This window comes from Zobellia alginiliquefaciens (genome assembly GCF_029323795.1).
Classification (GTDB): domain Bacteria; phylum Bacteroidota; class Bacteroidia; order Flavobacteriales; family Flavobacteriaceae; genus Zobellia; species Zobellia alginiliquefaciens.
The window spans coordinates 2336126-2361163 of the sequence record NZ_CP119758.1 but is presented as its reverse complement, the minus strand read 5'-3'; the positions used below and the strand labels follow the sequence as shown (position 1 = coordinate 2361163).

The 25038-nt window shown below is 39.5% G+C and carries 22 protein-coding genes; 15 read left to right on the top strand and 7 right to left on the bottom strand.

Features of this window, described 5'->3' with window-relative positions:
- The first annotated feature begins 128 nt into the window (after positions 1–128).
- The 6 genes from P0077_RS09970 to P0077_RS09945 all read left to right on the top strand — a co-directional run bounded on the left by P0077_RS09970 (position 129) and on the right by P0077_RS09945 (position 3400).
- Positions 129–1091, top strand: a complete 963-nt coding sequence (locus P0077_RS09970; protein WP_276169029.1) for a 2-hydroxyacid dehydrogenase — start codon at positions 129–131, stop codon at positions 1089–1091.
- 85 nt (positions 1092–1176) lie between these two features.
- Positions 1177–1548, top strand: coding sequence for a VOC family protein (locus tag P0077_RS09965; protein WP_276169028.1), 372 nt, complete (start codon positions 1177–1179; stop codon positions 1546–1548).
- 3 nt (positions 1549–1551) lie between these two features.
- Positions 1552–2013, top strand: coding sequence for a DUF1801 domain-containing protein (locus P0077_RS09960; RefSeq protein ID WP_276169027.1), 462 nt, complete (start codon positions 1552–1554; stop codon positions 2011–2013).
- A 38-nt stretch (positions 2014–2051) separates the two neighbouring features.
- Complete coding sequence (locus tag P0077_RS09955) at positions 2052–2438, top strand: VOC family protein (protein WP_276169026.1); 387 nt, start codon at positions 2052–2054, stop codon at positions 2436–2438.
- Between the two features lie 51 nt (positions 2439–2489).
- Positions 2490–2876, top strand: a complete 387-nt coding sequence (locus tag P0077_RS09950) for a YtxH domain-containing protein (RefSeq protein WP_276169025.1) — start codon at positions 2490–2492, stop codon at positions 2874–2876.
- A gap of 23 nt (positions 2877–2899) precedes the next feature.
- Entirely contained in the window at positions 2900–3400 is a 501-nt protein-coding gene (locus tag P0077_RS09945; protein WP_276169024.1) for a GNAT family N-acetyltransferase, read from the top strand.
- Positions 3401–3412: 12 nt separating this feature from the next.
- Here the strand turns inward: P0077_RS09945 and P0077_RS09940 are convergent, their stop codons facing one another.
- From P0077_RS09940 to P0077_RS09925, 4 genes are all read right to left on the bottom strand, one after another.
- Positions 3413–5224 (bottom strand): lysophospholipid acyltransferase family protein, encoded by a 1812-nt coding sequence (locus P0077_RS09940; protein ID WP_276169023.1) that lies wholly within the window; start codon positions 5222–5224, stop codon positions 3413–3415.
- An 89-nt stretch (positions 5225–5313) separates the two neighbouring features.
- The gene (locus P0077_RS09935) at positions 5314–6564 is read right to left on the bottom strand and encodes an aspartate kinase (protein ID WP_276169022.1); all 1251 of its coding nucleotides are present in this window, start codon (positions 6562–6564) and stop codon (positions 5314–5316) included.
- A 73-nt stretch (positions 6565–6637) separates the two neighbouring features.
- Positions 6638–6973 carry an avidin-fold protein gene (locus tag P0077_RS09930; protein ID WP_349293002.1) on the bottom strand — a complete coding sequence of 112 codons (336 nt, stop codon included), beginning with the start codon at positions 6971–6973 and terminating at the stop codon, positions 6638–6640.
- A 10-nt stretch (positions 6974–6983) separates the two neighbouring features.
- Positions 6984–7460 (bottom strand): GNAT family N-acetyltransferase, encoded by a 477-nt coding sequence (locus P0077_RS09925; protein WP_276169020.1) that lies wholly within the window; start codon positions 7458–7460, stop codon positions 6984–6986.
- Between the two features lie 109 nt (positions 7461–7569).
- On the opposite strand from P0077_RS09925, the gene fbp reads away from it, so the two are divergent.
- Positions 7570–8580, top strand: a complete 1011-nt coding sequence (gene fbp / locus P0077_RS09920; protein WP_276169019.1) for a class 1 fructose-bisphosphatase — start codon at positions 7570–7572, stop codon at positions 8578–8580.
- 126 nt (positions 8581–8706) lie between these two features.
- Here fbp and P0077_RS09915 read toward each other — a convergent pair whose 3' ends face one another.
- Entirely contained in the window at positions 8707–9129 is a 423-nt protein-coding gene (locus P0077_RS09915) for a tellurite resistance TerB family protein (RefSeq protein WP_276169018.1), read from the bottom strand.
- Positions 9130–9277: 148 nt separating this feature from the next.
- Between P0077_RS09915 and P0077_RS09910 the strand changes: the two genes are divergently transcribed.
- From P0077_RS09910 to P0077_RS09900, 3 genes are read left to right on the top strand one after another with little or no spacing between them, the layout of a single operon-like run.
- Positions 9278–10312 carry a ligase-associated DNA damage response exonuclease gene (locus P0077_RS09910; RefSeq protein ID WP_276169017.1) on the top strand — a complete coding sequence of 345 codons (1035 nt, stop codon included), beginning with the start codon at positions 9278–9280 and terminating at the stop codon, positions 10310–10312.
- Between the two features lie 59 nt (positions 10313–10371).
- The gene (locus tag P0077_RS09905) at positions 10372–11973 is read left to right on the top strand and encodes an ATP-dependent DNA ligase (protein WP_276169191.1); all 1602 of its coding nucleotides are present in this window, start codon (positions 10372–10374) and stop codon (positions 11971–11973) included.
- Between the two features lie 7 nt (positions 11974–11980).
- Positions 11981–14443 (top strand): ligase-associated DNA damage response DEXH box helicase, encoded by a 2463-nt coding sequence (locus tag P0077_RS09900; RefSeq protein WP_276169016.1) that lies wholly within the window; start codon positions 11981–11983, stop codon positions 14441–14443.
- Positions 14444–14517: 74 nt separating this feature from the next.
- Here the strand turns inward: P0077_RS09900 and P0077_RS09895 are convergent, their stop codons facing one another.
- Complete coding sequence (locus tag P0077_RS09895) at positions 14518–14949, bottom strand: lipocalin-like domain-containing protein (RefSeq protein ID WP_276169015.1); 432 nt, start codon at positions 14947–14949, stop codon at positions 14518–14520.
- A gap of 75 nt (positions 14950–15024) precedes the next feature.
- Between P0077_RS09895 and pdeM the strand changes: the two genes are divergently transcribed.
- Both pdeM and P0077_RS09885 read left to right on the top strand, forming a co-directional pair.
- Positions 15025–15657: a ligase-associated DNA damage response endonuclease PdeM gene (gene pdeM, locus P0077_RS09890; RefSeq protein WP_276169014.1), complete on the top strand. Its 633-nt coding sequence runs from the start codon at positions 15025–15027 to the stop codon at positions 15655–15657.
- 97 nt (positions 15658–15754) lie between these two features.
- Entirely contained in the window at positions 15755–16555 is an 801-nt protein-coding gene (locus P0077_RS09885) for a TspO-related membrane protein (protein WP_276169013.1), read from the top strand.
- Positions 16556–16573: 18 nt separating this feature from the next.
- On the opposite strand, the gene P0077_RS09880 is transcribed toward P0077_RS09885, so the two are convergent.
- Positions 16574–17923 carry a dihydrolipoyl dehydrogenase family protein gene (locus tag P0077_RS09880; protein ID WP_276169012.1) on the bottom strand — a complete coding sequence of 450 codons (1350 nt, stop codon included), beginning with the start codon at positions 17921–17923 and terminating at the stop codon, positions 16574–16576.
- Between the two features lie 305 nt (positions 17924–18228).
- Here P0077_RS09880 and mfd point away from each other — a divergent pair, with 305 nt between their 5' ends.
- From mfd to P0077_RS09865, 3 genes are all read left to right on the top strand, one after another.
- Positions 18229–21633, top strand: coding sequence for a transcription-repair coupling factor (mfd, locus tag P0077_RS09875; RefSeq protein ID WP_276169011.1), 3405 nt, complete (start codon positions 18229–18231; stop codon positions 21631–21633).
- Between the two features lie 89 nt (positions 21634–21722).
- The gene (locus P0077_RS09870) at positions 21723–23015 is read left to right on the top strand and encodes an acetylxylan esterase (RefSeq protein ID WP_276169010.1); all 1293 of its coding nucleotides are present in this window, start codon (positions 21723–21725) and stop codon (positions 23013–23015) included.
- Positions 23016–23064: 49 nt separating this feature from the next.
- Positions 23065–24990, top strand: a complete 1926-nt coding sequence (locus P0077_RS09865; protein WP_276169009.1) for a CocE/NonD family hydrolase — start codon at positions 23065–23067, stop codon at positions 24988–24990.
- The last annotated feature ends 48 nt before the right edge of the window (positions 24991–25038 follow it).

Genomic DNA, 25038 nt, shown 5'->3' with positions numbered 1-25038 from the left:
TAAAAAGAACTACCTTAAGTAAATCAAAACAACCTTTTCGGCATATAAGCTATTTTCGATACGTAATGGTATCGCTTATATCAGCAGCTTGAAAAGAGGCACATGCCAAAGTAATTATGGAAGAGAAAATGAGAATTTTACACGTAGATGTCAACCATCCTCTATTAATAGAACAATTTAATGAATTAGGCTTTCAGAATGATGAGGATTATACCTCCTCAAAAGGAGATATTGAAGCCAAAATCCATGAATACGACGGACTTATTATTCGCAGCAGATTTAGCATTGACAGTGAATTTCTGAACAAAGCTTCCAAACTTAAATTCATAGGAAGACTAGGCGCCGGATTGGAAAATATTGATGTTCGCCATGCCGAAGACCATGGCATATTTCTGGCACCCGCTCCAGAGGGCAATAGAAATGCAGTAGGAGAACATACGTTAGGTATGCTTTTATCCCTGTTGAACAAACTACAAAAAGCCGATACCGAAGTGCGTACCGGAAAATGGGATCGTGAAGGTAACCGTGGCATTGAACTGGATGGCAAAACCGTTGGTATTATCGGTTATGGAAATATGGGCAAGGCTTTCGCCAAAAAACTGCGTGGTTTTGATGTGGAAGTAATTTGTTATGATATTCAAGGTGGTGTAGGCGATGAAAATGCACGCCAAGTGGGCATTATGGAACTGAACCAACGTACCGATGTTTTGAGCTTGCACGTACCCCAAACGGAGCCTACCATTGGCATGATCAATACTGAGTTCATAGAGAAATTCCATAATCCGTTTTGGTTGTTAAACACAGCAAGAGGTAAGGCGGTCGTTAGCGAGGATTTAGTTTCCGCCCTTAAATCGGGTAAAATTCTGGGAGCTGGCCTAGATGTTCTAGAATACGAAAAAGCTTCGTTCGAAAATATGTTTGCCACAACCGCAACCTGTGAGGTAGACCTAACCAAAATGCCGGAAGCTTTTCAATATTTGATTCAGGCCAATAATGTATTGCTTACACCCCATGTAGCGGGATGGACTATTGAAAGTCTTGAAAAACTGGCACAGACCGTTGTAGACAAAGTAAAAGCAAAATTTTGTTAACTTAGAGGACCCATAGTCCAAATAACATAGGCCTCCCCCATCGGATTATGAGCTGTACAATTTGTTCATCTTAAAATCTAAAACGATGCAACTAGGCAACTTTTCCGTGAGCTTAAATGTCAAAGATATTCAGGCTTCCAAACAATTTTACGAAACTTTGGGCTTCTCAGTCTTTGCCGGTGAAATTGACCAAAATTGGCTAATCTTGAAAAACGGCAATGCCACCATTGGTCTATTTCAAGGTATGTTCGATAAAAATATACTGACTTTTAATCCCGGCTGGAATTCAAACGCAGAAGCGCTAGATTCTTTTAACGATGTACGAGAACTCCAAAAACACTTCAAAGAAAAAGGTATAACCTTAGATTTAGAAGCCGACCAAAAGACCACTGGTCCAGCTAGCATTATGCTAAAAGACCCAGATGGCAATCCTATTTTAATAGATCAACACGTGTGAACCATGAATTATAAAGCAGATTCGCCCGAAGGGTATATTGAGCAGCTCCCCACTGAAAGACAAGAGATTATCTCCAAAATACGGGAGACCATCCTTAAAAATCTGCCAGAGGGTTTTCACGAACAGATAAACTATGGCATGTTAGGATATGTGGTACCACATTCCATCTATCCAGAAGGGTATCATTGCGACCCAAAACTTCCCCTTCCATTCATGAATTTAGCTTCCCAAAAGAATTTTGTAGCACTCTATCATTCCGGTATTTATGCCGATGCCGAACTTTATGACTGGTTTGTGAGCGAATACCCAAAGCATTGCAAACGCAAATTAGATATGGGCAAAAGTTGTATTCGGTTTAAATCAATGACAGACATACCGTACGAACTCATTGCTTCGCTATGTCAAAAAATGACCGTAACCGATTGGATTCAACTTTACGAGAAAAATACAAGACCAAAAAAGTAAGTAAACACCATCTACGAACCACACAAAACCAAAAATGAATGAAAAACAGAGTTACCGGTCTAGGCGGATTCTTCTTTAAAAGTAATGACCCAGACCGTATGAAAGAATGGTATAAAGAACGGCTAGGATTAAATACGGACCGCTACGGATGTACCTTCTGGTGGAAGGATAAAGAAGGAAACGACTGCTCCACTCAATGGAGCCCAATGAGCAAAGACACCAAATATTTTGAACCCAGCCAAAAGCAATTCATGATGAATTTCAGGGTAGAAAACCTAGTTGAGCTTTTAGAAGCTTTAAAACAGGAAGGCGTTACCATCGTTGGGGAAATCGAAGAATATGATTATGGCAAATTCGGATGGATCTTAGACCCGGAAGGCAACAAACTAGAACTTTGGGAACCTATAGACAAAGCGTTCCTGTAATTAGAAAATATAGTTATATTTAAGACACCGTAACCACCAAACCCACATACCATGTCAGAAGAAGGAAAAGATTTCTCGGAAAATGCAAAAAAAGCGGCGAACGACTTTCAAGAAGAAGTAAAACAAACCTTTGACCCAAATAATCCCGACAATGGTAAGATTGTAGCGATTATTGCCCATATTACAGTAATCGGTTGGATCGTAGCCCTAATAATGAATTCTCAAAACCGAACAGAATTCGGTAGCTTTTACATCCGTCAGACGCTGGGCATTTGGCTACTGACCATTGTTTTAGGAATTATCCCCATTGTAGGATGCTTTGCAGCTATAATAGGCCTTGTATTAATAATCATGAGCCTTATTAATGCCGCTAGCAACAACATGAATCCAACTGTGCTAGTGGGCGAATATTTTCAGGATTGGTTCAAAAGTTTATAATCCCATAATTTTAAATCTTAGCCATGGAACATGTAGAACTAAGACCCATGTTGCCAGAAGATTGGCCTTCCGTTTCAAAAATATATGCCGATGGCATGGCAACTGGTTACGCCACATTTGAGAACCAACCTCCTTCTTACGAGGCCTGGAACAGTTCCCACATTGCAAATTGCAGAATAGTGGCTTTTGAAGAAGACCAATGCTTAGGTTGGGCCGCACTTTCTCCGGTATCTAGCAGATGTGTATACGGTGGTGTGGGCGAAGTTAGCGTCTATATTTCTAAGGAAGCCAGAGGAAAGGGCGTTGGCTCCGTACTTATGCAAGCCTTAATTGCACAGAGTGAAGAAAACGGAATATGGACCTTACAATCCGGTGTGTTTCCTGAAAATATAGGAAGTATTAAACTTCATGAAAAAATGGGCTTCAGACGCATAGGAAAACGGGAGCGTATAGGCAAAAGAGATGGCGTTTGGAAAGACAATGTATTGTTTGAAAGAAGAAGCAAAGTAGTAGGTATAGACTAACTAGAAACCCTTCTAAACATTTTGTTGGGACTCCATAAATTTACGTTCCAATTCTGCCTGAAACTCTTCCATTACAGGTTTAACCGTGCTTTCGGGCAAATCGGCAATCTTTATATACATTAAGCCATCTATAGCATTATTGAACAAAGGGTCAACATTAAAAGCAACCACCTTTGCATTTTGCTTGATGTACTTTTTAATTAAAACCGGCAAACGAAGGTTTCCTGGTTCCACTTCATCTATCAACCTATCAAATTTGTTCAAATCGGCTTGAGTTTCGTCAAAAACAAACTCTTTATCGGCATCCTTCAACTTTACTTTAAATTCCTTTTTAGGTCGCACATATTGCGCCACATAAGGATCCCAATAGTTACTTTTCATAAATTCGATCATCAAAGACTTAGAAAAGTTAGAAAACTGGTTGCTGATGCTCACGCCTCCGATCAAGTATTTATGTTCAGGATGCCGTAAGGTGGTATGTACAATACCTTTCCACAGTAAGAATAGCGGCATTGGCTTAAGTTGATACTCCTTTACTATGTAGGCCCTTCCCATTTCAATGGACTGGCTCATCATACCAAAAAGCTCAGGTTCAAAACGAAATAGATCTTGAAGATAGAACCCATCAATACCATGTTTGGCAAAAATTTCAGACCCAAGACCCATACGGTATGCACCCGCAATTACCTTTGCCTCATTGTCCCATAAAAACATATGATGATAGTATGAATCAAACTCATCTATATCTATGGAATTATTAGTTCCTTCACCGATTTCACGAAAAGTAATTTCACGTTGGCGGCCAATTTCCTGTAAGGTAAACGGTATTTCGTTCGCCGGAGCCAGAAACACCTCATAATTCTTGCTTTGCAACAAGCGCCTATCGCTTTCTACAAGTTTTTCTATTTCCGCCTCGATAACATCACCCTTAACTGCCTGCACAATCTTGCGCGGTTGTTTTGGCAGTTTTAAAGAGGTTGGTATTTGATCTATTAACCTCTCTTTTTCATAGGCATTGGCTAGTATGTATGTTTTTCTACGCAATAACTCCGTATACTCTTCTAACGTTTTATGTTCTTTTTGAGTAGCCACGGAAATAGGCTGACCAATACGTATTTTTATAGGTCTGTTTCTTTGGGAATAGACCTCAGATGGCAGTTTTGCAGTTCTAAACACACCGCTAATTTTCGCCAATCGATAAAATAATTTGCTGTTTTTAGCATGAAAATAAATAGGGACTACAGGCACTTCTGCCTTGCGAATAAGTTTAATTGCTGTTTCCTCCCATGGTTTATCAACCGCTATTTTTCCTTCCTTTTTTGTAGACACTTCTCCTGCAGGAAAAATCCCTACCGGATGGCCACCTCTTAGATGAAGCATGGCATTTTTAAATCCCGCCATACTGCTTTTGGCATCTTTACGATCTTCAAAGGGGTTTACCGGAAATATATATTGTGCCAGAGGCTTAAAGCGCTGTAGAAGAAAATTGGCCATCACCTTATAATCGGACCTATGACGTAGCATTAACTTTAAAAGAACAATCCCGTCCATACCTCCTAAAGGGTGGTTGCTTACGGTAATGTAAGCCCCTTCTTTTGGCAAACGCTTTAAATCTTCCTCGGGTATTTCGTAATCTATTTCATACTCTTCCAACACAGCATCAAGAAAATCCGGGCCATCTAAATGGCTCATTTTATCGTAACGCCGGTTCATATTAGAAATCTTCGTGACCCTAAGCAATACCCAAGCAGAAAAGGTGCCAAAAACCCCGTATTTATCGAGATTTGTAGCTTTGGCCACTTCTTTCGCGGTCACTAAACCCATAGTTCATTTATCAATTAGGTGACCGCTAAGATAGGAAAAACGTTAGAGGAGCAGTCCTTTTTAACAAATTTAGACCTACAAAATGATGATTACTTGACTACCAATTGCAAGGTCTCTTTGCCACGTTGCTCCAATAGAACTTCATGGCCGTTTTGTAGCGATTCAATTGCTTTTTCATTAAAATGACGAATAGTATATAATGAAACCCCTTCATGATGAACAACTTTAAACCTGCTTTTCAATAGATTTAAAAGCTCTTCCAAACGTCCAAAACGATTATCTACACATACCGAAAAACTAATGGCGGAGTTTTGTATTAAGTCGACTTTCATTTTATGGTCATGAAATAATTTAAAAAGCTCACTAATACTATCCTCTACAATAAATGAAAAATCTAAAGAAGACAGTTTCATCAACACCTGATTTTTCTTTACGATAAAACAAGGCACCTTAGGCTCGATCCCCACTCCTTTTCCAACCGTAGTACCCGAATTAGTTGGATTTAAGAAGGATTTTACATGTAACGGAATCTCTTTTTGCTGTAACGGCTGCAGCGTCTTAGGGTGAATTACCGAAGCTCCATAAAACGCAAGTTCAATAGCCTCACGGTATGAAATATTGTTCAACAACTGGGTTTCAGAGAAATATCTTGGGTCTGCATTGAGCACACCAGGCACATCTTTCCAAATAGTAACTGAATCTGCATTTAGGCAGTATGCCAATATAGCCGCAGTATAATCCGAGCCTTCTCTTCCTAAGGTTGTGGTAAAGTTATTATCATCACTTCCCAAAAAGCCTTGCGTAATGTTCAATTTAGACTTATCTATTCCTGTAGATATGCGCTCTTGAGTTCTTTCCCAATTTACGGACACATCTCTATAACTATCGTTTGTCTTGATAAAATCACGAATATCTACCCAGTTACTTTTAATACCGACCTCGTTTAGGTATGCATTCAGTATGGTTGTGGATATCAACTCCCCATAACCCACCACTTGGTCATAGACAAAGTTATAATTAGGCGATTTATTCCAAGCTAAAAAACCTTGCACCTCATCGAACAAGCCTTTTACAAGCGCAAAAATCTCATGGTTGGTATTCGTAAAAAGGTCTTTTAGAATTGCATCATGATACGCTATCGTTTCCTGAAAAGCTGCTGTTAAAGCAGACTTATCATCAAAATAAGCGTTGACCGTAGCCTCCATAGCATTAGTGGTCTTACCCATGGCAGAAACTACTACTATAGTATTTTCATGCCCTGTTTGCCTTAATACATTCACCACATTTTTTACTCCATCCGCATCTTTTACAGATGCTCCACCAAACTTAAATACTCGCATATTTTTATACTGTTTATTCTTATTTCCGCTTGACGGAAAAAATATTTCTTATTTCTTTTCTTAAAAAACCCGGCTATAGCTCTTCTAAAATGGAAGTGCCTTTAGATCTGTCTCCAGAGGTCCATTGCCAGTTTTCGTGTAATCTTACTTTTCCTTCTTTGGTCATCTCCGGTACTGATGAACATACACCGGTCATTAACTCACCATCCGTATTCACTTGATGATAGCGCATGTCTATATTCCCCTGCTCATCTACCAACCCAATTAGGTGTCCTTTTTTTATTTTTCCTCCAGCATATTCGGATGTAAGAATGTTTCCTTTTTGCTGATAGTAAAAAATAGTTTCTTGTGTAGTTTCCCCATTCTCGGAATTCTGAACAGGCCGAAACTTTTTGCCGTCGTAGTTCATCAAAGGTTTATTATAAGTCCAAAAATGCTTTAATTCCGTTTTCATCTAACTGAACCACATCCCAATCTCGCATTACGTTAGCTCCTTTTTTCTCATAGAATTCAATTGCCGGCTCATTCCAATCCAACACTTCCCAACAAATCCTTCTTACACCAAGGTCGTTGCCGTATTTTACAACTTCTTTTAAAAGTGCACTTCCAAGTCCACTACCCCGCATTTTTTCAGTAACTATCAAGTCCTCCAAATGAATAACAGGACCTTTCCATGTAGAATATCTTGGATACACCAACGCCATCCCAACGATATCACCCTCATTTTCACCAACGAAGCAATGAAAAAGTTTTTTCTCACCAAAACCATCCTTTTTTAAATCTTCTACAGTTACTTCTACTGCATCGGATTCTTTTTCAAAAATAGCCAGCTCCTTAACAAGCGTAAGGACTTGCGGCATATCACTCTCTTTTGCTTCGCGAATTGAATAGTTCATATTGTTACAAATAAAACACAAAGTTATAAATTTAAAAGTTCAAATATAAACCATTGAACCATAGTTTCACAAAATAGCCGATATTTGTGGTCAAATAAACACTCTAACCATGCAGCACAAAAAAAACCAAACTCTCGGAGAATTTATTATTGAAAATCAAGCTTCGTTTCAATATTCTTCGGGTGAACTTTCTAAATTGATTAATGCCATTCGCCTGGCCGCAAAAGTGGTCAATCATGAAGTAAACAAAGCAGGTCTGGTGGATATTCTTGGTAAAGCCGGAGAAACTAATATTCAAGGGGAAGACCAACAGAAATTAGATGTTTTTGCCAATGAGAAATTCATAAACACGCTAGCCAACAGAGAGATTGTGTGTGGGATCGCTTCAGAAGAAGAAGATGATTTCATCACAATAAATAGTAATGATGAGCGTCATCAAAATAAATATGTGGTCTTAATTGACCCCTTGGACGGCTCATCTAACGTGGACGTAAATGTTTCGGTAGGAACTATTTTTTCTATTTACAGGAGGGTTACTCCAGTAGGAACACCTGTGACTTTGGAAGATTTTTTACAACCTGGAAATCAACAGGTGGCCGCAGGATATGTGGTCTATGGAACCTCTACAATGCTTGTATATACAACCGGTGATGGCGTGAATGGATTTACATTAAACCCTGCTATTGGAACTTTTTATCTATCACACCCCAATATGCAGTTTCCTGAAAACGGTACTATTTACTCTGTAAACGAAGGAAAGTACATCCATTTTCACCAAGGAGTTAAAGATTATATCAAATACTGCCAACAAGAAGAAGGTGACAGACCATACACCTCCCGATATATTGGTTCTTTAGTTTCTGATTTCCATAGAAACATGATTAAAGGCGGTATATATATGTACCCTAAGAGCAGTGTAACGCAAGAAGGAAAACTACGTTTATTATACGAATGTAATCCTATGGCGTTTTTAGCGGAACAGGCTAACGGCTTAGCCACAGGTGGCAAAACACGTATCATGGATATTGTTCCTACAGAGCTGCACCAACGTGTACCTTTTTTCTGCGGAAGCAGGAACATGGTAGAAAAACTTCAAGAGTTTTTAGATAAATACCATTGATCCAATATAGAATGACTCGTGCAAAGCACATGTAACTAAAATATGGCAGAAGCTATATCCTAATTTCTACCAAATAAAAAAAGCCCGTAAAAATTTAGAATTTTTACGGGCTTTTTACTTATTCTATTAGTGCTTCAACAGGTATAGATAATCGTCAAAATCTATTCGACCACTAAAAATAGCTACAGATTTCTCAATAATCCCATCGGCTTGTTCTCCTGAAAAACCTAAACCAATAGCATACTTCTTTAATAGTACCATTTCTTCATCATCTATAAAATGATCTGAAAAGATGATACGAAAAAGATCATAAAGCCTCTCTAATCTTTTCTCCGAGGTGTGAGGTGGGTCAATAGGATATTTATTCTCCTTTTTCAAGACCTCTTTATACTCAGACTCCGTAATATCCAACTTTGCTGCAAAGTTGTCCAACATACTTTTTTCTTCTGAGCTTATTTCACCATCTATGCTAGCCAAAGTTGCAATAGCTGCAAAGTGTGCCAGGTTTCTCCTATGCTCACCACTAGTATATAAATCTGCGATTGCCATATTTATCAATTTTATTGGCAGCAAATATAATTTTTTTAGAGGTCATTCACCTCTAACTGATTGATTATTTTGGGCGTCATATCACCCATTACTCCCAACTACACATCATTTGATTGGCATTTAAAAAATTACGTAACTTTCTACAAGCATGAAAAAACCACTTCTTGAATTTACGAACAAGGGCATTTACTGCAGTGCCGCTAAGGTTTATTTAGACCCATGGAAACCGGTGGACAAAGCCATCATTTCCCATGGCCATGCGGATCACAGCAGATGGGGTCACAAAAAGTATATTACACATCATAGAAACGTTCCTATCATCAGTCATCGCCTTGGTGAAATTAACGTAATTGGCAAAGAATGGGGCGAAACATTTGTGATAAACAATGTGAAATTCAGTCTGCATCCAGCAGGTCATATTATCGGCTCTTCTCAGATACGCGTAGAACATAAAGGTGAAGTTTGGGTTTTTACTGGCGATTACAAAACCGAAAATGATGGCATCTCTACACCGTATGAATCTATAAAGTGTAACACCTTCATTACCGAATGTACCTTTGGTTTACCTGCTTTTAAATGGACACCTCAACAAGAGGTCATGTCCAGTATAAATGAATGGTGGGCAGAAAACCAATCAGAAGGAAAAACCTCAATTTTATTTGGATACAGTTTAGGGAAAGCACAGCGATTATTAAAATATTTAAACACCGATATTGGTAAAATATATACCCATGGCGCCATAGAAAATATGACCAATGTTTTAAGGCCTTTGGTTGATTTTCCTGAAACCACATTAATTACAAAGGAAACAAAAAAAGAAGAACTTCTAGGTAATATGGTTTTGGCACCACCAAGTGCGCACGGCAGTACTTGGATTCGTAAAATGGTGCCTTATGTAACCGCTTCCGCAAGTGGATGGATGACCTTCCGGGGGGCGAGACGCAGGCGGGCTATCGACAAAGGTTTTGTATTAAGTGACCACTGCGACTGGCAAGGACTGTTATCTAGCATTGAAGCAACCGGCGCGGAAAAAATTATCTGCACCCACGGCTACACGGATATATTTAGCAAGTACTTACGTGAGCAGGGGTATGACGCCCGTACCGAAGAAATGCAATATGGGGACGAGGAAGATAATATTGCTGCTGCGGAAACGACCGCCCTAGAAACCCAATCCTCTTAAAGCAACAGCAGACAATGGAAACAGAAACAAAAAAAGAAACTGCTTCAACAGAACTGGGCATGAGAGGTTTTGCCGCTCTCATCAAAACTTTGGACAGCACCAATAAAACCAATGTAAAGGTTCAGGCTCTTACCGAATATTTTTTGGTGGCAACGGATAAAGATAAGGTCTGGACCATAGCTATACTATCGCACCGGCGTCCTCCACGGCCGGTCAATACCACTTTGTTACGGGAGTGGGCTTCGGAACTCGCCAATATTCCGTTGTGGCTTTTTGAAGAAAGCTATCATATCGTAGGGGATTTGGCTGAAACTATAGCCCTCATTGTCCCTTCCAGTAAATCATCCACAGAAAAGACATTGACTCAATTTCTTGAGGAAATGATTGCTTTAAAAAAGAAAACGGATGAAGACAAAAAGGCTTACCTTTTTAAGAATTGGAAAGTACTTGATTATTATGAGCGCTTTGTCTTTACGAAATTGATTACGGGCGGGTTTCGCATTGGTGTAAGTCAGAAACTTATGACCAGAGCTTTAGCCAGGGCAACCGAAATAGATGAAGATATCTTGGCCTATAAACTCATGGGAAACTGGGACCCGAATAAAATTACCTTTCAGGAATTAGTGTTGGAAGAAAACGAAAGCGACTATTTGTCCAAACCATATCCGTTTTACTTGGCTTATGCTATAGAAGATGAGCCCGAAGACTTAGGCGAGGTTAAACAATGGTCCGCTGAGCACAAATGGGATGGTATACGTTCTCAGGTAATCCTCAGAAATGATGAGCTTTTTGTTTGGAGTCGTGGAGAGGAACTGGTGACGGACAAGTATCCGGAATTCAACTTATTTATCAATAAGATACCAAACGGCACTGTTATTGACGGAGAAATACTTCCTTATATTGATAACCAAATAGGTACGTTTAACAACTTGCAAACCCGTATAGGGCGCAAAACCGTTTCTAAGGCTTTACTAAATAAGGTTCCAGTTATTCTTAAGGCCTATGACATTTTGGAATGGAACGGAGAAGACATCAGGAACCTGGCTTTTACCGAACGCCGGGCGATTTTAGAAAAGCTCTATGATAATTTAGAAACTACTGAACTTCCTTTACATCTTTCGGAAACAATGCATTTTAATTCTTGGGATGAAGTTGCAAATGAAAGAAAACGTTCGCGTAAAATGTTCAGTGAAGGCCTAATGCTGAAACGCAAAGACTCCCCTTATTTAGTAGGAAGAAAAAAAGGAGATTGGTGGAAGTGGAAAGTAGACCCGTTAACAATAGATGCCGTACTCACTTATGCGATGCGAGGTCACGGTAGACGTAGTAACCTTTTTACAGATTACACGTTTGCCCTCTGGAACGAGAACGAAGCGGGCGAAAAAGAATTGGTAACCTTTGCCAAAGCCTATTCCGGACTTACAGATGCGGAATTTAGAAAGGTGGATGCCTGGATCAAAAGAAATACATTGGAACGTTTTGGCCCTGTACGCTCCGTTACACCGCACCATGTTTTTGAAATTGCTTTTGAAGGTATTGCGCTATCAAAAAGACATAAAAGTGGCGTTGCAACAAGGTTTCCAAGAATTTTGCGCTGGAGAAAAGACAAGACCATTCATGAGGCAAACTCGTTAAATGATTTAAAGTCTATGATTCCCTAATCCATTCATGAACAGAGAAAAGCTTTACGATATTGCCAAAAATTGGTTCACCCAACAAGGCTGGAAACCCTTCAAGTTCCAAAAAGACACTTGGAAAGCTTTCCTACAAGGTAAACACGGTCTTTTAAACGCACCAACGGGTAGCGGAAAAACCTATGCACTTTGGTTTCCCATAGTATTAAATTACATCAAGCAAAATCCCGAATACAAAACCAAACATAAAAAAGGGCTAAAAGCTATTTGGATTACCCCGTTACGAGCCTTATCCCAAGAAATAAAACAATCCGCAGAGCGTATCACCGAAGATTTAGGCACGCAGATGACCGTAGGCATACGCACAGGAGATACGACTACCAAAGAACGGTCAAAACAGCGAACAACCATGCCGGATCTGCTGATCACTACACCAGAAAGTCTACAGTTGCTATTATCCTCCAAAAACTACGAAAGAACATTTAAGGATTGTAGTGCCATTGTCATAGACGAATGGCATGAATTGCTGGGCACCAAACGTGGGGTGCAAATGGAACTGGGCTTAAGTAGGCTCAAAACCGTTTGTAAAGATTTACGTGTTTGGGGCATCTCTGCAACCATCGGAAATTTAGAACAAGCCAGAGAGGTTCTTCTAGGCCCTTCCTCTCCCGAGTTAGCGAATTCAGTAATGATAAAGGCCAACCTTAAAAAGAAAATCACGGTAAAGAGCATTATCCCAAAAAGTATGGAAACTTTTCCGTGGCGCGGACATCTGGGCCTGCATTTATTAGAAGAGGTGGTGCCGATAATCAACAATAGTAAAACCACATTGCTTTTTACCAATACGCGTAGCCAATGCGAAATATGGTTTCAGAAAATATTAGCCAAGCATCCGGAATACGCAGGTGAAATAGCCATGCATCACGGGAGCATTAACAAAGAAACAAGGCTTTGGGTAGAACAGGCCATTCGCAATGAAAGTTTAAAAGCGGTAGTCTGCACCTCTAGTTTGGATTTAGGGGTAGATTTTGCACCTGTGGAAACGGTCATACAAATTGGTGGGCCCAAGGGCGTAGCGCGTTTTTTACAACGTGCCGGGCGAAGTGGCCATAGACCGGGAAAGGAAAGTGTAATCCATTTTTTACCCACGCACGCCATGGAATTGATTGAAGCTTCCGCACTGCAAGTCGCCGTAAGAGATAATGCTGTGGAAGACCGTCTCCCCTATCTGAATAGTTTTGATGTTTTGCTCCAATATTTAACCACTTTAGCGGTTTCAGATGGATTTTATCCTAACGAAATCTTTCCGGAAATCAAACAAACATTTTGCTACCAAGGTATTACCGAAGACCAATGGCAGTGGTTACTGAATTTTTTGGTAATGGGCAGCCAGAGCCTAAGCAGTTATGACGAATACAAAAAGGTAGAAGTTGAAGCAGACGGAAAGTTTAAAGTAAACAACCGTGGTATTGCAATGCGCCACCGTTTTCAAATTGGGACTATTGTTGGCGATGCTACCATCACCGTAAAATACCAAACCGGAGGGTATATTGGCTCTATAGAAGAGTATTTTATTTCTAAATTGACACGAGGTGATGTTTTTACGTTTGCAGGAAGAAATTTAGAATTCATTCGCATTAAAGGCATGCAAGCACATGTACGGAACAGTACTAAAAAGACGAACAAAGTGCCTAGTTGGATGGGTGGCCGACTTAGTTTTTCTGCACAGATGTCAGAATTACTTCGGCAAGAACTCTACAAAGCCGCAGCCAATGAATTGCAGGGTCCGGAGTTGAAATCGCTTAAACATATTTTTGACAAGCAACGGGAAGAAAGCATAGTGCCCACGCCTGACGAATTTTTAATCGAAACATTTAAGACCCGAGATGGCTATCATCATATATGCTATCCGTTTGAAGGTAGGGCAGTGCATGAAGCCATGAGCAGTTTGTTGTCTTATCGCATTAGTTTATTGCAACCCATTACGGTTTCCTTGGCATTCAACGACTATGGTTTTGAGATGTTGAGCGATAAACCTATAGACATACAAGCGGTTTTAGATAATAATTTGCTTACTACGGATTATATGTTGGCCGACTTACAAAACAGCTTAAACTCCAATGAAATGGCACGCCGTAAATTCAGGGATGTTGCGGTAATTAGTGGGATGGTCTTTACGGGATATCCGAACAAAGGCGTTAAAATGAAACATTTACAAAGTAGCTCTCAACTTTTGTTTGATGTTTTTCGTGATTACGAGGCAGACAATCTTCTTTTTCAGCAAGCATTTACGGAAACCTTTGAACATCAACTGGAAGAAGGTCGTTTAAGAATAGCATTAGAACGTATTGCAAAGCAAGATATCGTATGGAAACCATGTGCTAAAGCAACACCGTTCTCCTTCCCGATCATTACGGACAGACTGCGTGAAAAGTTAAGTACTGAAAAACTGGCCGACCGTATTAAAAGAATGACCAAAATTTTGATGAAGAAATAGACATAAAAAAAAACCTGCCAAATCTATGAAACTTAGCAGGTTATTCAAATGTACTTTACAATGTCTGTACTTTTTTATTTTCTCGTATAGAAAGTTTCATAAACAACAATTTCATCCCCATATTCTTCAACATCAGTAATCATTAATGTACTGCCCGAAATAGAATAGTCTACAGTATAAGATTTAGAATTATCTTCTACAACAGTTAATTTACCGTCTGCAAGGCTAGACCATTCTCCCAAAGAACTATCATCAAGAACACATTCATTCTCATTATCTTCTGCCGGATCATAATCAAAAAACTCAAAGACGCCATCAGAACGAAATATGATAGTCTCTTCTAAATCACATTTATCCAACTCGTACGGGTCACCGTTTTCGAGTTCTGCCGTGATTTGCCAAGAACCTAATAATGCATCTTCTGGACTATCAGAACTATCGTCATCACTGCACGACGAAAATAGACCTAGAGCGATTGCACTGAACAAAATAAAACTTCTTTTCATAAGTAAAGGTTTGGGTTTTTGTTATTTGATTTTTTACAAAACGGATCATTTATCCATTTAGTATCTTTGTTGGTTATGACCCCATCTTTAGAAATACAAAATCAACATTTTGTCATGCACCAATCCGGGGCTCTTTTTTGGGAGGAAAAATCCACGCTTTTGATTAGTGACGTGCATTTAGGGAAAGTCTCGCATTTTAGAAAATTTGGGGCTGCAGTTCCAAAATATGCCGTGCATAAAAATTATATTTTGATGGATGAACTCATCAAAACCTATCACCCGTTCAATGTTTGCTTTTTAGGGGATTTGTTTCATTCGGATATAAATAAGGAATGGGCATTGTTTGAAAATTGGATTGCCAAAACCCCGTCAAAAATCACACTGATTACTGGAAATCATGATATCATAGCTCCCGAAAGGTTTGAAGCTCTGGAAATAGACCAATTTGACGAATTAATTGTAGACCACTTCTTATTGACCCATCACCCAGAAGAAAGAGAAGGGCTATTCAACTTTTGCGGACATATTCATCCTGCTATAAAAATGAAAGGTTTTGGGCGCCAATTCCTAAGGCTACCTTGTTTTTTCAAAACGGACAATCAATTAATATTGCCCGCTTTTGGGGCGTTTACCGGAACATACGTATTAGAACCTCAAGAGAGTGATCAGGTTTTTGTTATTGCCGATGATGAGGTAATTAAAGTGTAATTCTCAACGCATGTCCTTTTTAATTAAGTTCTTTTTAATAGGGATGCCATTCATACATATCAAATGTGCAGATTACATTTGTTAAAAGCAGAAAAATATGGCCAAAACATACTCCATCCTCAATATATTTTCGGTAATTCTTGTGATTTTGGTCAATTACCTTTCCCAAGTTTTTAGACTAAACGGAACTACAATAGGTGAAATCAGTGCCAGATATGATAATCTTTTTACTCCCGCCGGTTATGCATTTTCCATTTGGGGACTAATATTTTTAAGCCTCTTGGCCTACTCTATCTTTCAGGTAAAGCGGGCGTTTTTTAGCACTAAAAAAAGTGATTTCATAGAACAAACGGGTTATTGGTTTCTAATGGCCAACCTCCTGAATTCTGTATGGGTATTGGCATTTGTTTATGATTATACAGGCATATCGGTTCTGATTATGCTGGGCATTCTTATTTCCCTGATAAAAATCATCCTAAATACAAATATGGAAAAATGGGACGCACCCATTGAGGTCCTCGCTTTTGTATGGTGGCCCATTTGTTTGTACAGCGGATGGATTACCGTAGCAACGATTGCCAACATATCCGCATATCTTACTAAATTAGGTTGGAACGGAGGCCCATTATCCGAAGTCGCTTGGACCATTATACTCATAGCTATTGCAATGATAATTAACCTTGCCATTACTTGGACACGAAATATGCGGGAATTTGCCTTAGTGGCCGTTTGGGCCTTGGTTGCTATTTTTGTTCGTCATAAAGGTGAAATAGAAAGTGTTGCCTATTCTGCATTGGCAGCAGCGATTATTCTTTTCATCTCTTCAGCTGCGCACGGGCTTCGTAACCGGGAGACGAGTCCCGGTCAAAAACTCAAAGAACGGTTACACAAAAATTGAAAACATTTTTATCCCATTTTAAACCATAGATTTAATATCATTAGACCAAGATGGATAGGTAAAAATGGTTTGTTTAATTTCCTTGGCGGTCATACCTTGGTTTATGGCCAAAGCAAACAAATTTATAGTTTCACCAGCATCTGGCCCAATAAGATGCGCGCCAACAATTTCCTCCGTACGTTCGTTCAAAATAATTTTGTAGGCATAAACCTGTGCATTGATGCGTTTGGCATTGAACCACTTTGAAGCCGTCTTAAAATTCACAATTACATTCTTATACCTATTCTTGGCCTCTTCTTCAGAATAACCTACCGATGCCAAATTAGGTAACGTAAATACCGCTGATGGCGTAACGGGAATATCAATTTTCTTTTTGTTCCCCTCAAGAATATTGGTTGCGACCACATATCCCTCTCTACCGGAAAGTGGTGTAAGCGGTAAGCCCTTGTCCGCAACATCACCACAAGCATACACATTTTTATTGCTCTTACTCTGAAGATAATCGTTCGTTTCAATTCCGCTGTTACCAAAATCTACATTTCCTTTCTCCAAATTCAATTGTGAAATTGCAGGAACACGTCCTGCCGTATTAAAAACCACTCTGGATTTTAGCTTCTCGGACTTTCCTTTTCTATCGTAGGAAACCTTCAAATTTTTCGCCCCCCTTTTGATACCCGTAATGGTAGCATCAAAAATAAATTCTATTCCCATTTCTTTGGAATATTTAGTTAGCTCTTTCACTAAATCGGCATCAAAATGTTTCAATGGTCTTTTTCCAGAATCTATAACCGTAACCTGTGCTCCGGCCCTAGCCGCGATATGGGCAAATTCCATTCCTACATAACCTGCACCTATAAAAGTAACTTTCTTTGGAAGCTTCTTTTGACTCAAAAAATCATCACTTGTTTTAAGGTATTTATTGCCTTTAAAATCTAATTTACGTGGTTCAAAACCAGTAGCTATAACAATTTTATCGGCCTTTATGGTTTTCCCTTCTACAGAAAGTGTTTGCTCATCCAAAAATTCTGGAGATTTATAATACAGATCAACACCCAGTTCTTTCAAGTCTGTTTTGGTAGATTGAGGTACGGGAGATGTGAAACTTTTTTTGTACTTCATTAACTTTTTCCAACTCAGTGCTGGCGTATCCTTGATTCCTTTTCCTAAAAGATTAGTACTTACCTCAATTACCTCCGTAGCCCCCAAGAGCACCTTTTTAGGGTCACAGCCCCTATTTGCACATGTTCCTCCATATTCCCGCTTATCGGCAATTGCCACCTTGAGTCCCTCTTTTACACAAGTTTCCGCTACGGTCTGACCTGCAATTCCACTTCCTATTACAAATACATCATATTTTTGTTCTTCCATCTTTCTTTAGCTATTGTTTCGACCCAAAAAGTAAAGTATGGGCCTAATTCTCAGGTAGTCAATTTGCATTTTTTAGGCGGATTAAATGAATGCTACACAATCAATTGTTAACGCTAGACGAATTCCTCCAATCATATTAGCTTAATTATTATTCGATATCGCACAAAAGAGAGCAAAAACATTAAATGAGTTCATTATCTTTGTAACCTCAAAATCTAAAGGCCGATTTCATTTTTAGGCCAAGGTAATATCGTCTCGGGTGCATAGCGGTAGCATTTCATTCGAGTTCTTAAAAAATATAACGGTTGACGCAATCTTCTATTCAACAACTGTTTTCTCAGTCTTCGCAAACACGAAAACTGCAGGATACTATTGCCCAAAAATTTCCGGCAAACTCAGAAAAAAAATCAAATTCAGAAAATACCATTGTTTTAAAGGGGCTCACAGGGTCTTCATTATCCTTTGTGTTTTCAGACGTTTTTCAGAAAGCGGACAGGCCTTTTCTTTTAGTCTTCAACGACAAAGAGGAAGCCGCCTATTACCTGAACGACCTTGAGCAAATTGTAGGCGAGAAAGATGTGCTTTTTTACCCAGGCAGTTACCGAAGACCTTATCAAATAGAAGAGACGGACAACGCCAATGTACTATTGCGTGCGGAAGTGCTGAACCGTATTAATTCTCGCAAGAAACCAGCGATTATCGTTACCTATCCGGATGCTCTTTTTGAAAAAGTGGTTACCCGTAGGGAGTTGGAGAAAAACACGCTTAAAGTAAAATTGAACGATACCATTTCCCTCGATTTTTTGAACGAGGTGCTTTTTGAATACAAATTTAAAAGGGTCGATTTTGTGACCGAACCTGGTGAATTTTCAGTACGTGGCGGTATCGTAGATGTGTTTTCTTTCTCTAATGACGAACCTTACCGAATTGAGTTTTTTGGTGATGAAGTGGACAGCATCCGAACTTTTGATGTAGACACGCAGCTATCTACCAACAAGGTCAATAAAATAAACGTTATACCCAACGTAGCGAATAAATTTTTAGAGGAAAAAAGGCAGAATTTTTTAGAGTATGTCTCCGCAGACACTATAATTTTTGCTAAAAACACAGATTACGTCTTTGACCGTTTGGACGATTTCTTCGGAAAAGCCGTTGAGACATTTTCTAAGTTATCAAAGGACATTAAGCATGTAGAACCCGAAGCTCTTTTTATGAATTCGGACAGTTTCGGAAAACAATTGAAAACTTTCGCCCTAATGACTACCGAAGCGTCTACAACTTCAGAATTCATGAACGGCGCAATTACCATTCAGTTTAACACCCACCCACAACCTTCGTTCAATAAAAAGTTCGACCTTTTAATCGAAAACCTAAACGCTTACAAAGCCCGAGGGTATACTAATTATATTTTCTGTGCGAGCGAGCAACAGGCTAAGCGCTTTCATGCCATTTTTGAAGAGGTAAATGAGGATGTAGACTATCAAACTATCGTTACCCCTATTTACCAAGGTTTTATTGATGACGACCAAAAGCTGGTCTGTTATACGGACCATCAAGTTTTTGAGCGTTACCATAAATTCAACCTTAAAAACGGCTACGCCAAAAAACAGGCGATTACGCTTAAAGAGCTCAACAAACTGGAAATTGGCGATTACGTTACCCATATTGACCATGGTATCGGTAAATTTGGCGGATTACAAAAGATTGATGTAGAAGGCAAAAAGCAAGAAGCCATTAAATTAATGTACGGCGAGCGAGACATTCTCTATGTCAGCATTCATTCGCTTCATAAAATATCCAAGTTTAACGGGAAAGATGGTGCGGTACCAAAAATATTTAAACTCGGTTCCGCTGCCTGGAAAAAACTTAAACAGAAAACAAAAACACGGGTTAAGAAAATTGCTTTTGACCTAATTAAAATCTACGCCAAACGCCGACTTGAAAAAGGGTTTCAGTATGACCCTGACAGTTACTTACAAACCGAGTTGGAAGCTTCCTTCATTTATGAAGATACCCCAGACCAAAGTAAGGCCACGGAAGATTTTAAAAAAGATATGGAAAGCGAACGACCTATGGATCGCCTTATCTGTGGTGATGTAGGTTTCGGCAAAACTGAAGTTGCCATTCGTGCCGCGTTTAAAGCCGTGGATAATGGCAAACAAGTAGCGGTATTGGTTCCTACTACAATTCTAGCCTTTCAGCATCACCGTACCTTTAGTGAAAGGTTAAAAGAAATGCCTGTAAACGTTGATTACCTAAACAGGTTCAGAACCACAAAAGAGCGTAGGGAAACTTTAGAAAAATTAGAAGCGGGTAAAGTAGATATCATAATAGGCACGCACCAACTGGTAAACAAAAATGTAAAGTTTAAAGACTTAGGACTTCTCATTGTCGATGAGGAACAGAAGTTTGGTGTTTCCGTGAAGGATAAGCTGAAATCCATTAAAGAGAATGTAGATGTACTCACCTTAACGGCCACGCCTATACCAAGAACTTTGCAGTTTAGCCTAATGGCCGCGCGCGACCTGTCAGTAATAAAAACCCCACCACCAAATCGCTACCCCATCGAAAGTAGGGTCATACGTTTTGGAGAAGAAACAATTCGTGATGCTATTAGCTACGAAATACAACGTGGCGGTCAGGTTTTCTTCATTCATAACCGCATTGAGAATATTAAGGAAGTTGCCGGTATGATACAACGCCTTGTTCCGGATGCCAAAGTAGGCATAGGTCACGGTCAAATGGATGGTAAAAAACTGGAAACCCTCATGCTTTCCTTTATGAACGGGGAGTTTGATGTTCTTGTGTCTACCACGATTATTGAAAGCGGGCTGGACGTAACCAACGCCAATACTATTTTCATAAACAATGCGAACAATTTTGGCCTATCCGACCTCCACCAAATGAGAGGCCGTGTAGGGCGAAGCAATAAAAAAGCATTTTGCTATTTCATTACGCCTCCTTACGAATCCATGACTACAGAAGCTAGAAAACGTATTGAAGCATTGGCCCAGTTTACGGAGTTGGGCAGTGGTTTTAATATTGCTATGAAAGACCTAGAGATTCGTGGTGCGGGAGATTTATTGGGCGGTGAACAAAGTGGTTTTATCAACGAAATTGGTTTTGAGACATATCAAAAAATACTGGGCGAAGCTATTGACGAACTTAAGGAGAACGAGTTTAAAGACCTGTATGAAGAAGTAGAAGGGCACAAAGAGAAAGTCTTTGTAAAAGAAACCCAATTAGATTCTGACTTCCAGTTGCTTTTCCCTGATGATTACATCAATAATATTACGGAACGACTTACCCTTTATACGGACCTTAACGATATCTCGGATGAAGAAAGCCTTCAAAAGTACGAGTCTCAATTGATAGACCGTTTTGGCGAGCTTCCTGCTGAGGCAGATGATTTGCTTAATTCGGTACGCATTAAATGGATAGCGAACAGCATTGGTATAGAAAAAGTAGTGATGAAAAAAGGTAAACTGATCGGCTACTTTATTTCGGACCAGCAGTCTACATTTTACCAAAGCGCTATTTTTACGAGAGTTTTACAATTTGTACAGAGTCATCCACAGCATTGCAAAATCAAAGAAAAGCAAACTAGAAACGGACTTCGACTCTTATTAGTTTTTGAACGCATCACTTCCGTAGAAAAAGCATTAAAAGCAATGGCGCCGTTTTCGGAAATTGTTGAACCGGTTTCATAAATGTTTTTTAATCAACTATATTAGTTTCAGCTAAAATGCTATCTGTCTTTTAGCTGAAACCTTTTGTTGACCAAACAATACACATTACAATGAAACTGAAAATCTGCTTTGGCCTAGCGGCTACCATTCTTCTATGCTTAAATCTAAGTGCTCAACCTAGCAAAGAACTTGTAAATGTAATCGTAACTCCTGACCATACCGACTGGACCTATAAGGTTGGTGAAAGAGCGGAATTTTCTATCACGGTTTTGCGCAATAACGTTCCTTTGGAAAACATTAGTATTAAGTATACTGTTGAAACCGACCCTGGTTATCGTTCGGTTAAAGTTTGGGATGAAGGCCAGCTGACCTTAAAAAACGGAACTGTAAAAGTAAAATCGAATAAATTCAATGAACCTGGATTCCTACGGTGTACGGCAAGAGTTACCGTAGACGGTAAAGAATATAGTTCATATGCTACCGCTGGTTTTTCTCCAGAAAAAATAAGGGCAACAACTACGCTGCCTTCTGACTTTGAAACTTTCTGGAATAAAGGAAAAGAAGAACTTGCAGCTATACCCATGAATGCGGTTATGACATTAATGCCGGAACGTTCCACGGACAAGGTAGATGTGTACCACGTACGGTTGGATAATATAAAAGGAAAAATCTACGGCATACTCTGTACCCCTAAAAAAGAAGGGAAATATCCTGCTATTTTACATGTGCCCGGTGCAGGTATCAGACCTTATTACGGAGAGGTAGATGAAGCGGCTCAAGGTTTCGTAACCTTCACTATTGGCATCCATGGTATTCCTGTTAATCTTGACCAACAAGTTTATGATGATTTAAGGGCAGGTGCCTTAAGTAATTACAATACAATTAACCTGGATGATAAAGACCAAGCGTATTATCGTAGGGTATATCTTGGTTGCATTCGCGCAGTAGATTTTTTAGAAAGTGTATCCAATTTTAATGGCGAGGACATTGCCGTTACAGGCGGCAGTCAAGGTGGTGCGCTATCCATTGTAACTGCCGGGCTGGATGACCGCATTGATTATTTAGCAGCGTTCTACCCTGCTTTGAGCGACCTAACTGGTTTTCTACATGGTCGTGCCGGTGGTTGGCCACAGATTTTTCTAGATGACTTTACCAATAAACCAGAAAAAATAGAAGTATCAAAATATTTTGATGTGGTTAATTTTTCACGCTTTGTAAAGGCAGAAGGTTGGTACAGCTGGGGTTACAATGACAATGTATGTCCGCCTGTCTCTACTTATGCCGCATACAATCTTATCCCTGCTAAAAAAGAACTTCATGTTTTTCAAGAAACCCGTCATTGGGCCTTCCCTGAACAACATGAACTTAAAAATGAATGGCTTTTTTCCAAATTGCGAGACTAGTTCAAAACCGCACAAATAGTTATCTTTAAACACACAGAAAAACACGACTATGAAAATCAGGTTTATCCTTGCCCTTCTAATAGCCATGGTGGTTTTGCCTTCCCAAGCTCAAAATGCTGATTCACTTTATTTCAGACAGCATTACGATTTAAAGGAATACCGAATTCCTATGCGTGATGGTGCGGAACTTTTTACAGCTATTTACACCCCAAAAGACAAATCTAAAGACTACCCGGTTTTACTGAACCGTACGTGCTACAATGCCAGTAAATACTCTAATTATAATTATAGCAGTTACCCATCTAAATATTTAATCGAGGATGGTTACATTTTGGCTTTTCAAGATGTACGCGGGAGGTACATGTCTGATGGAGAATTTGATAATATGCGACCGAACATTCCGGGTAACAATCGCAGAAACAAGAAAGATATAGACGAAAGTTCAGATACCTACGATACCATAGATTGGATGATCAAGAACATCAAAGGAAACAATGGTCGTGTAGGTATGTATGGCATTTCATACCCTGGCCACTACACCGCTGCCGGTATGATAGATGCACATCCTGCACTAAAAGCATCATCTCCCCAAGCACCAATTGCTGATTTTTTCTTTGACGATTTTCATCACCAAGGGGCCTATCTAGAAAGCTACAGTGCTGCCTTTGCCGTTTTCGGTTACCAAAAAGACAGCCTTACTAGAGATCCTTGGTATATGGATGAATTGATGCGTTTGTACGGAAACCCTGCTCCTGACGCCTATGATTTTTTCCTAAAACTGGGACCGTTAAAAAACATTACGAAAAACTATCATCACGATAACTTTTTCTGGAACCAAATTATTGAACACCCCAATTATGATGAGTTTTGGCAAAAGAGAAATATTCTCCCTCATTTAAAGGGAATTGACCATGCCGTAATGACCGTGGGCGGATGGTTTGATGCCGAAGACCTCTACGGCCCATTAAATATTTATAAAACAGTTGAAGCCACAAGTCCAAAAGCCAAGAACAGTATTGTTATGGGGCCTTGGGACCATGGTGGATGGGCACGTGAAAAAGGTAAAACCGTTCATAACCATATTTATTTTGGAGATAGCATTTCATCTTTCTACTTAAAAAACATTGAGCGTAAGTTCTTCGCCCACCATTTAAAAGAAGATGGACCGGATACCCTACCCGAAGCTTACATGTTTGATACAGGCGCAAAAAAATGGGAAACTTTTGATGTATGGCCTCCTAAAGAAATTGAACCTATTAGCCTTTATTTTGGTGAAAACGGAAAATTGAGCATTAATAAGCCTATAGATAAAAAGGCGGTCTTTGAATATACGAGCGACCCTCAGAAACCAGTTCCATATACCTCTCAGACGGAAGGGCTGACCTTTACCCCACGAAGGTACATGTCAGACGATCAAAGACATGCCTCTAGACGCCCGGACGTATTAACTTTTGAAACCGATGCTCTGAAAGACGACAAGGTTTTAGCTGGAGAAATTATGGCAAAACTTAAAGTAGCCATGACCGGAACAGACGGTGATTTTATCGTGAAATTAATAGATGTTTACCCTAACGACCACAAAAATTATGAGCACAATCCGGATAATATTATCATGGGAGGCTACCAACAATTGGTTCGTGCAGAAGTTTTTAGAGGCCGATATAGAAATAGCTTTGAAAAGCCCGAACCGTTTATTCCAGGTGAACCAAGTGATGTAAATTTCAGATTGCAAGACATACTACATACGTTTAAAAAGGGCCACCGTATTATGATTCAAATACATAGCACATGGTTTCCGTACATTGACCGAAATCCACAAAAATATGTAGACAATATCTATAAAGCTAACGAAGAAGATTTTATTAAATCTACCATTCAAGTATTTGGCTCATCATCAGTAGAAGTAGGTGGTACGCAAGATTGCTGTGCTCCGGAACCCTTTCGCTCAGCAAATGAAAATGCAATAAAAGACTAGGGTATCGTCCCAAAACTAATACTTTTGTGGTATCATTTTTGGAGCATT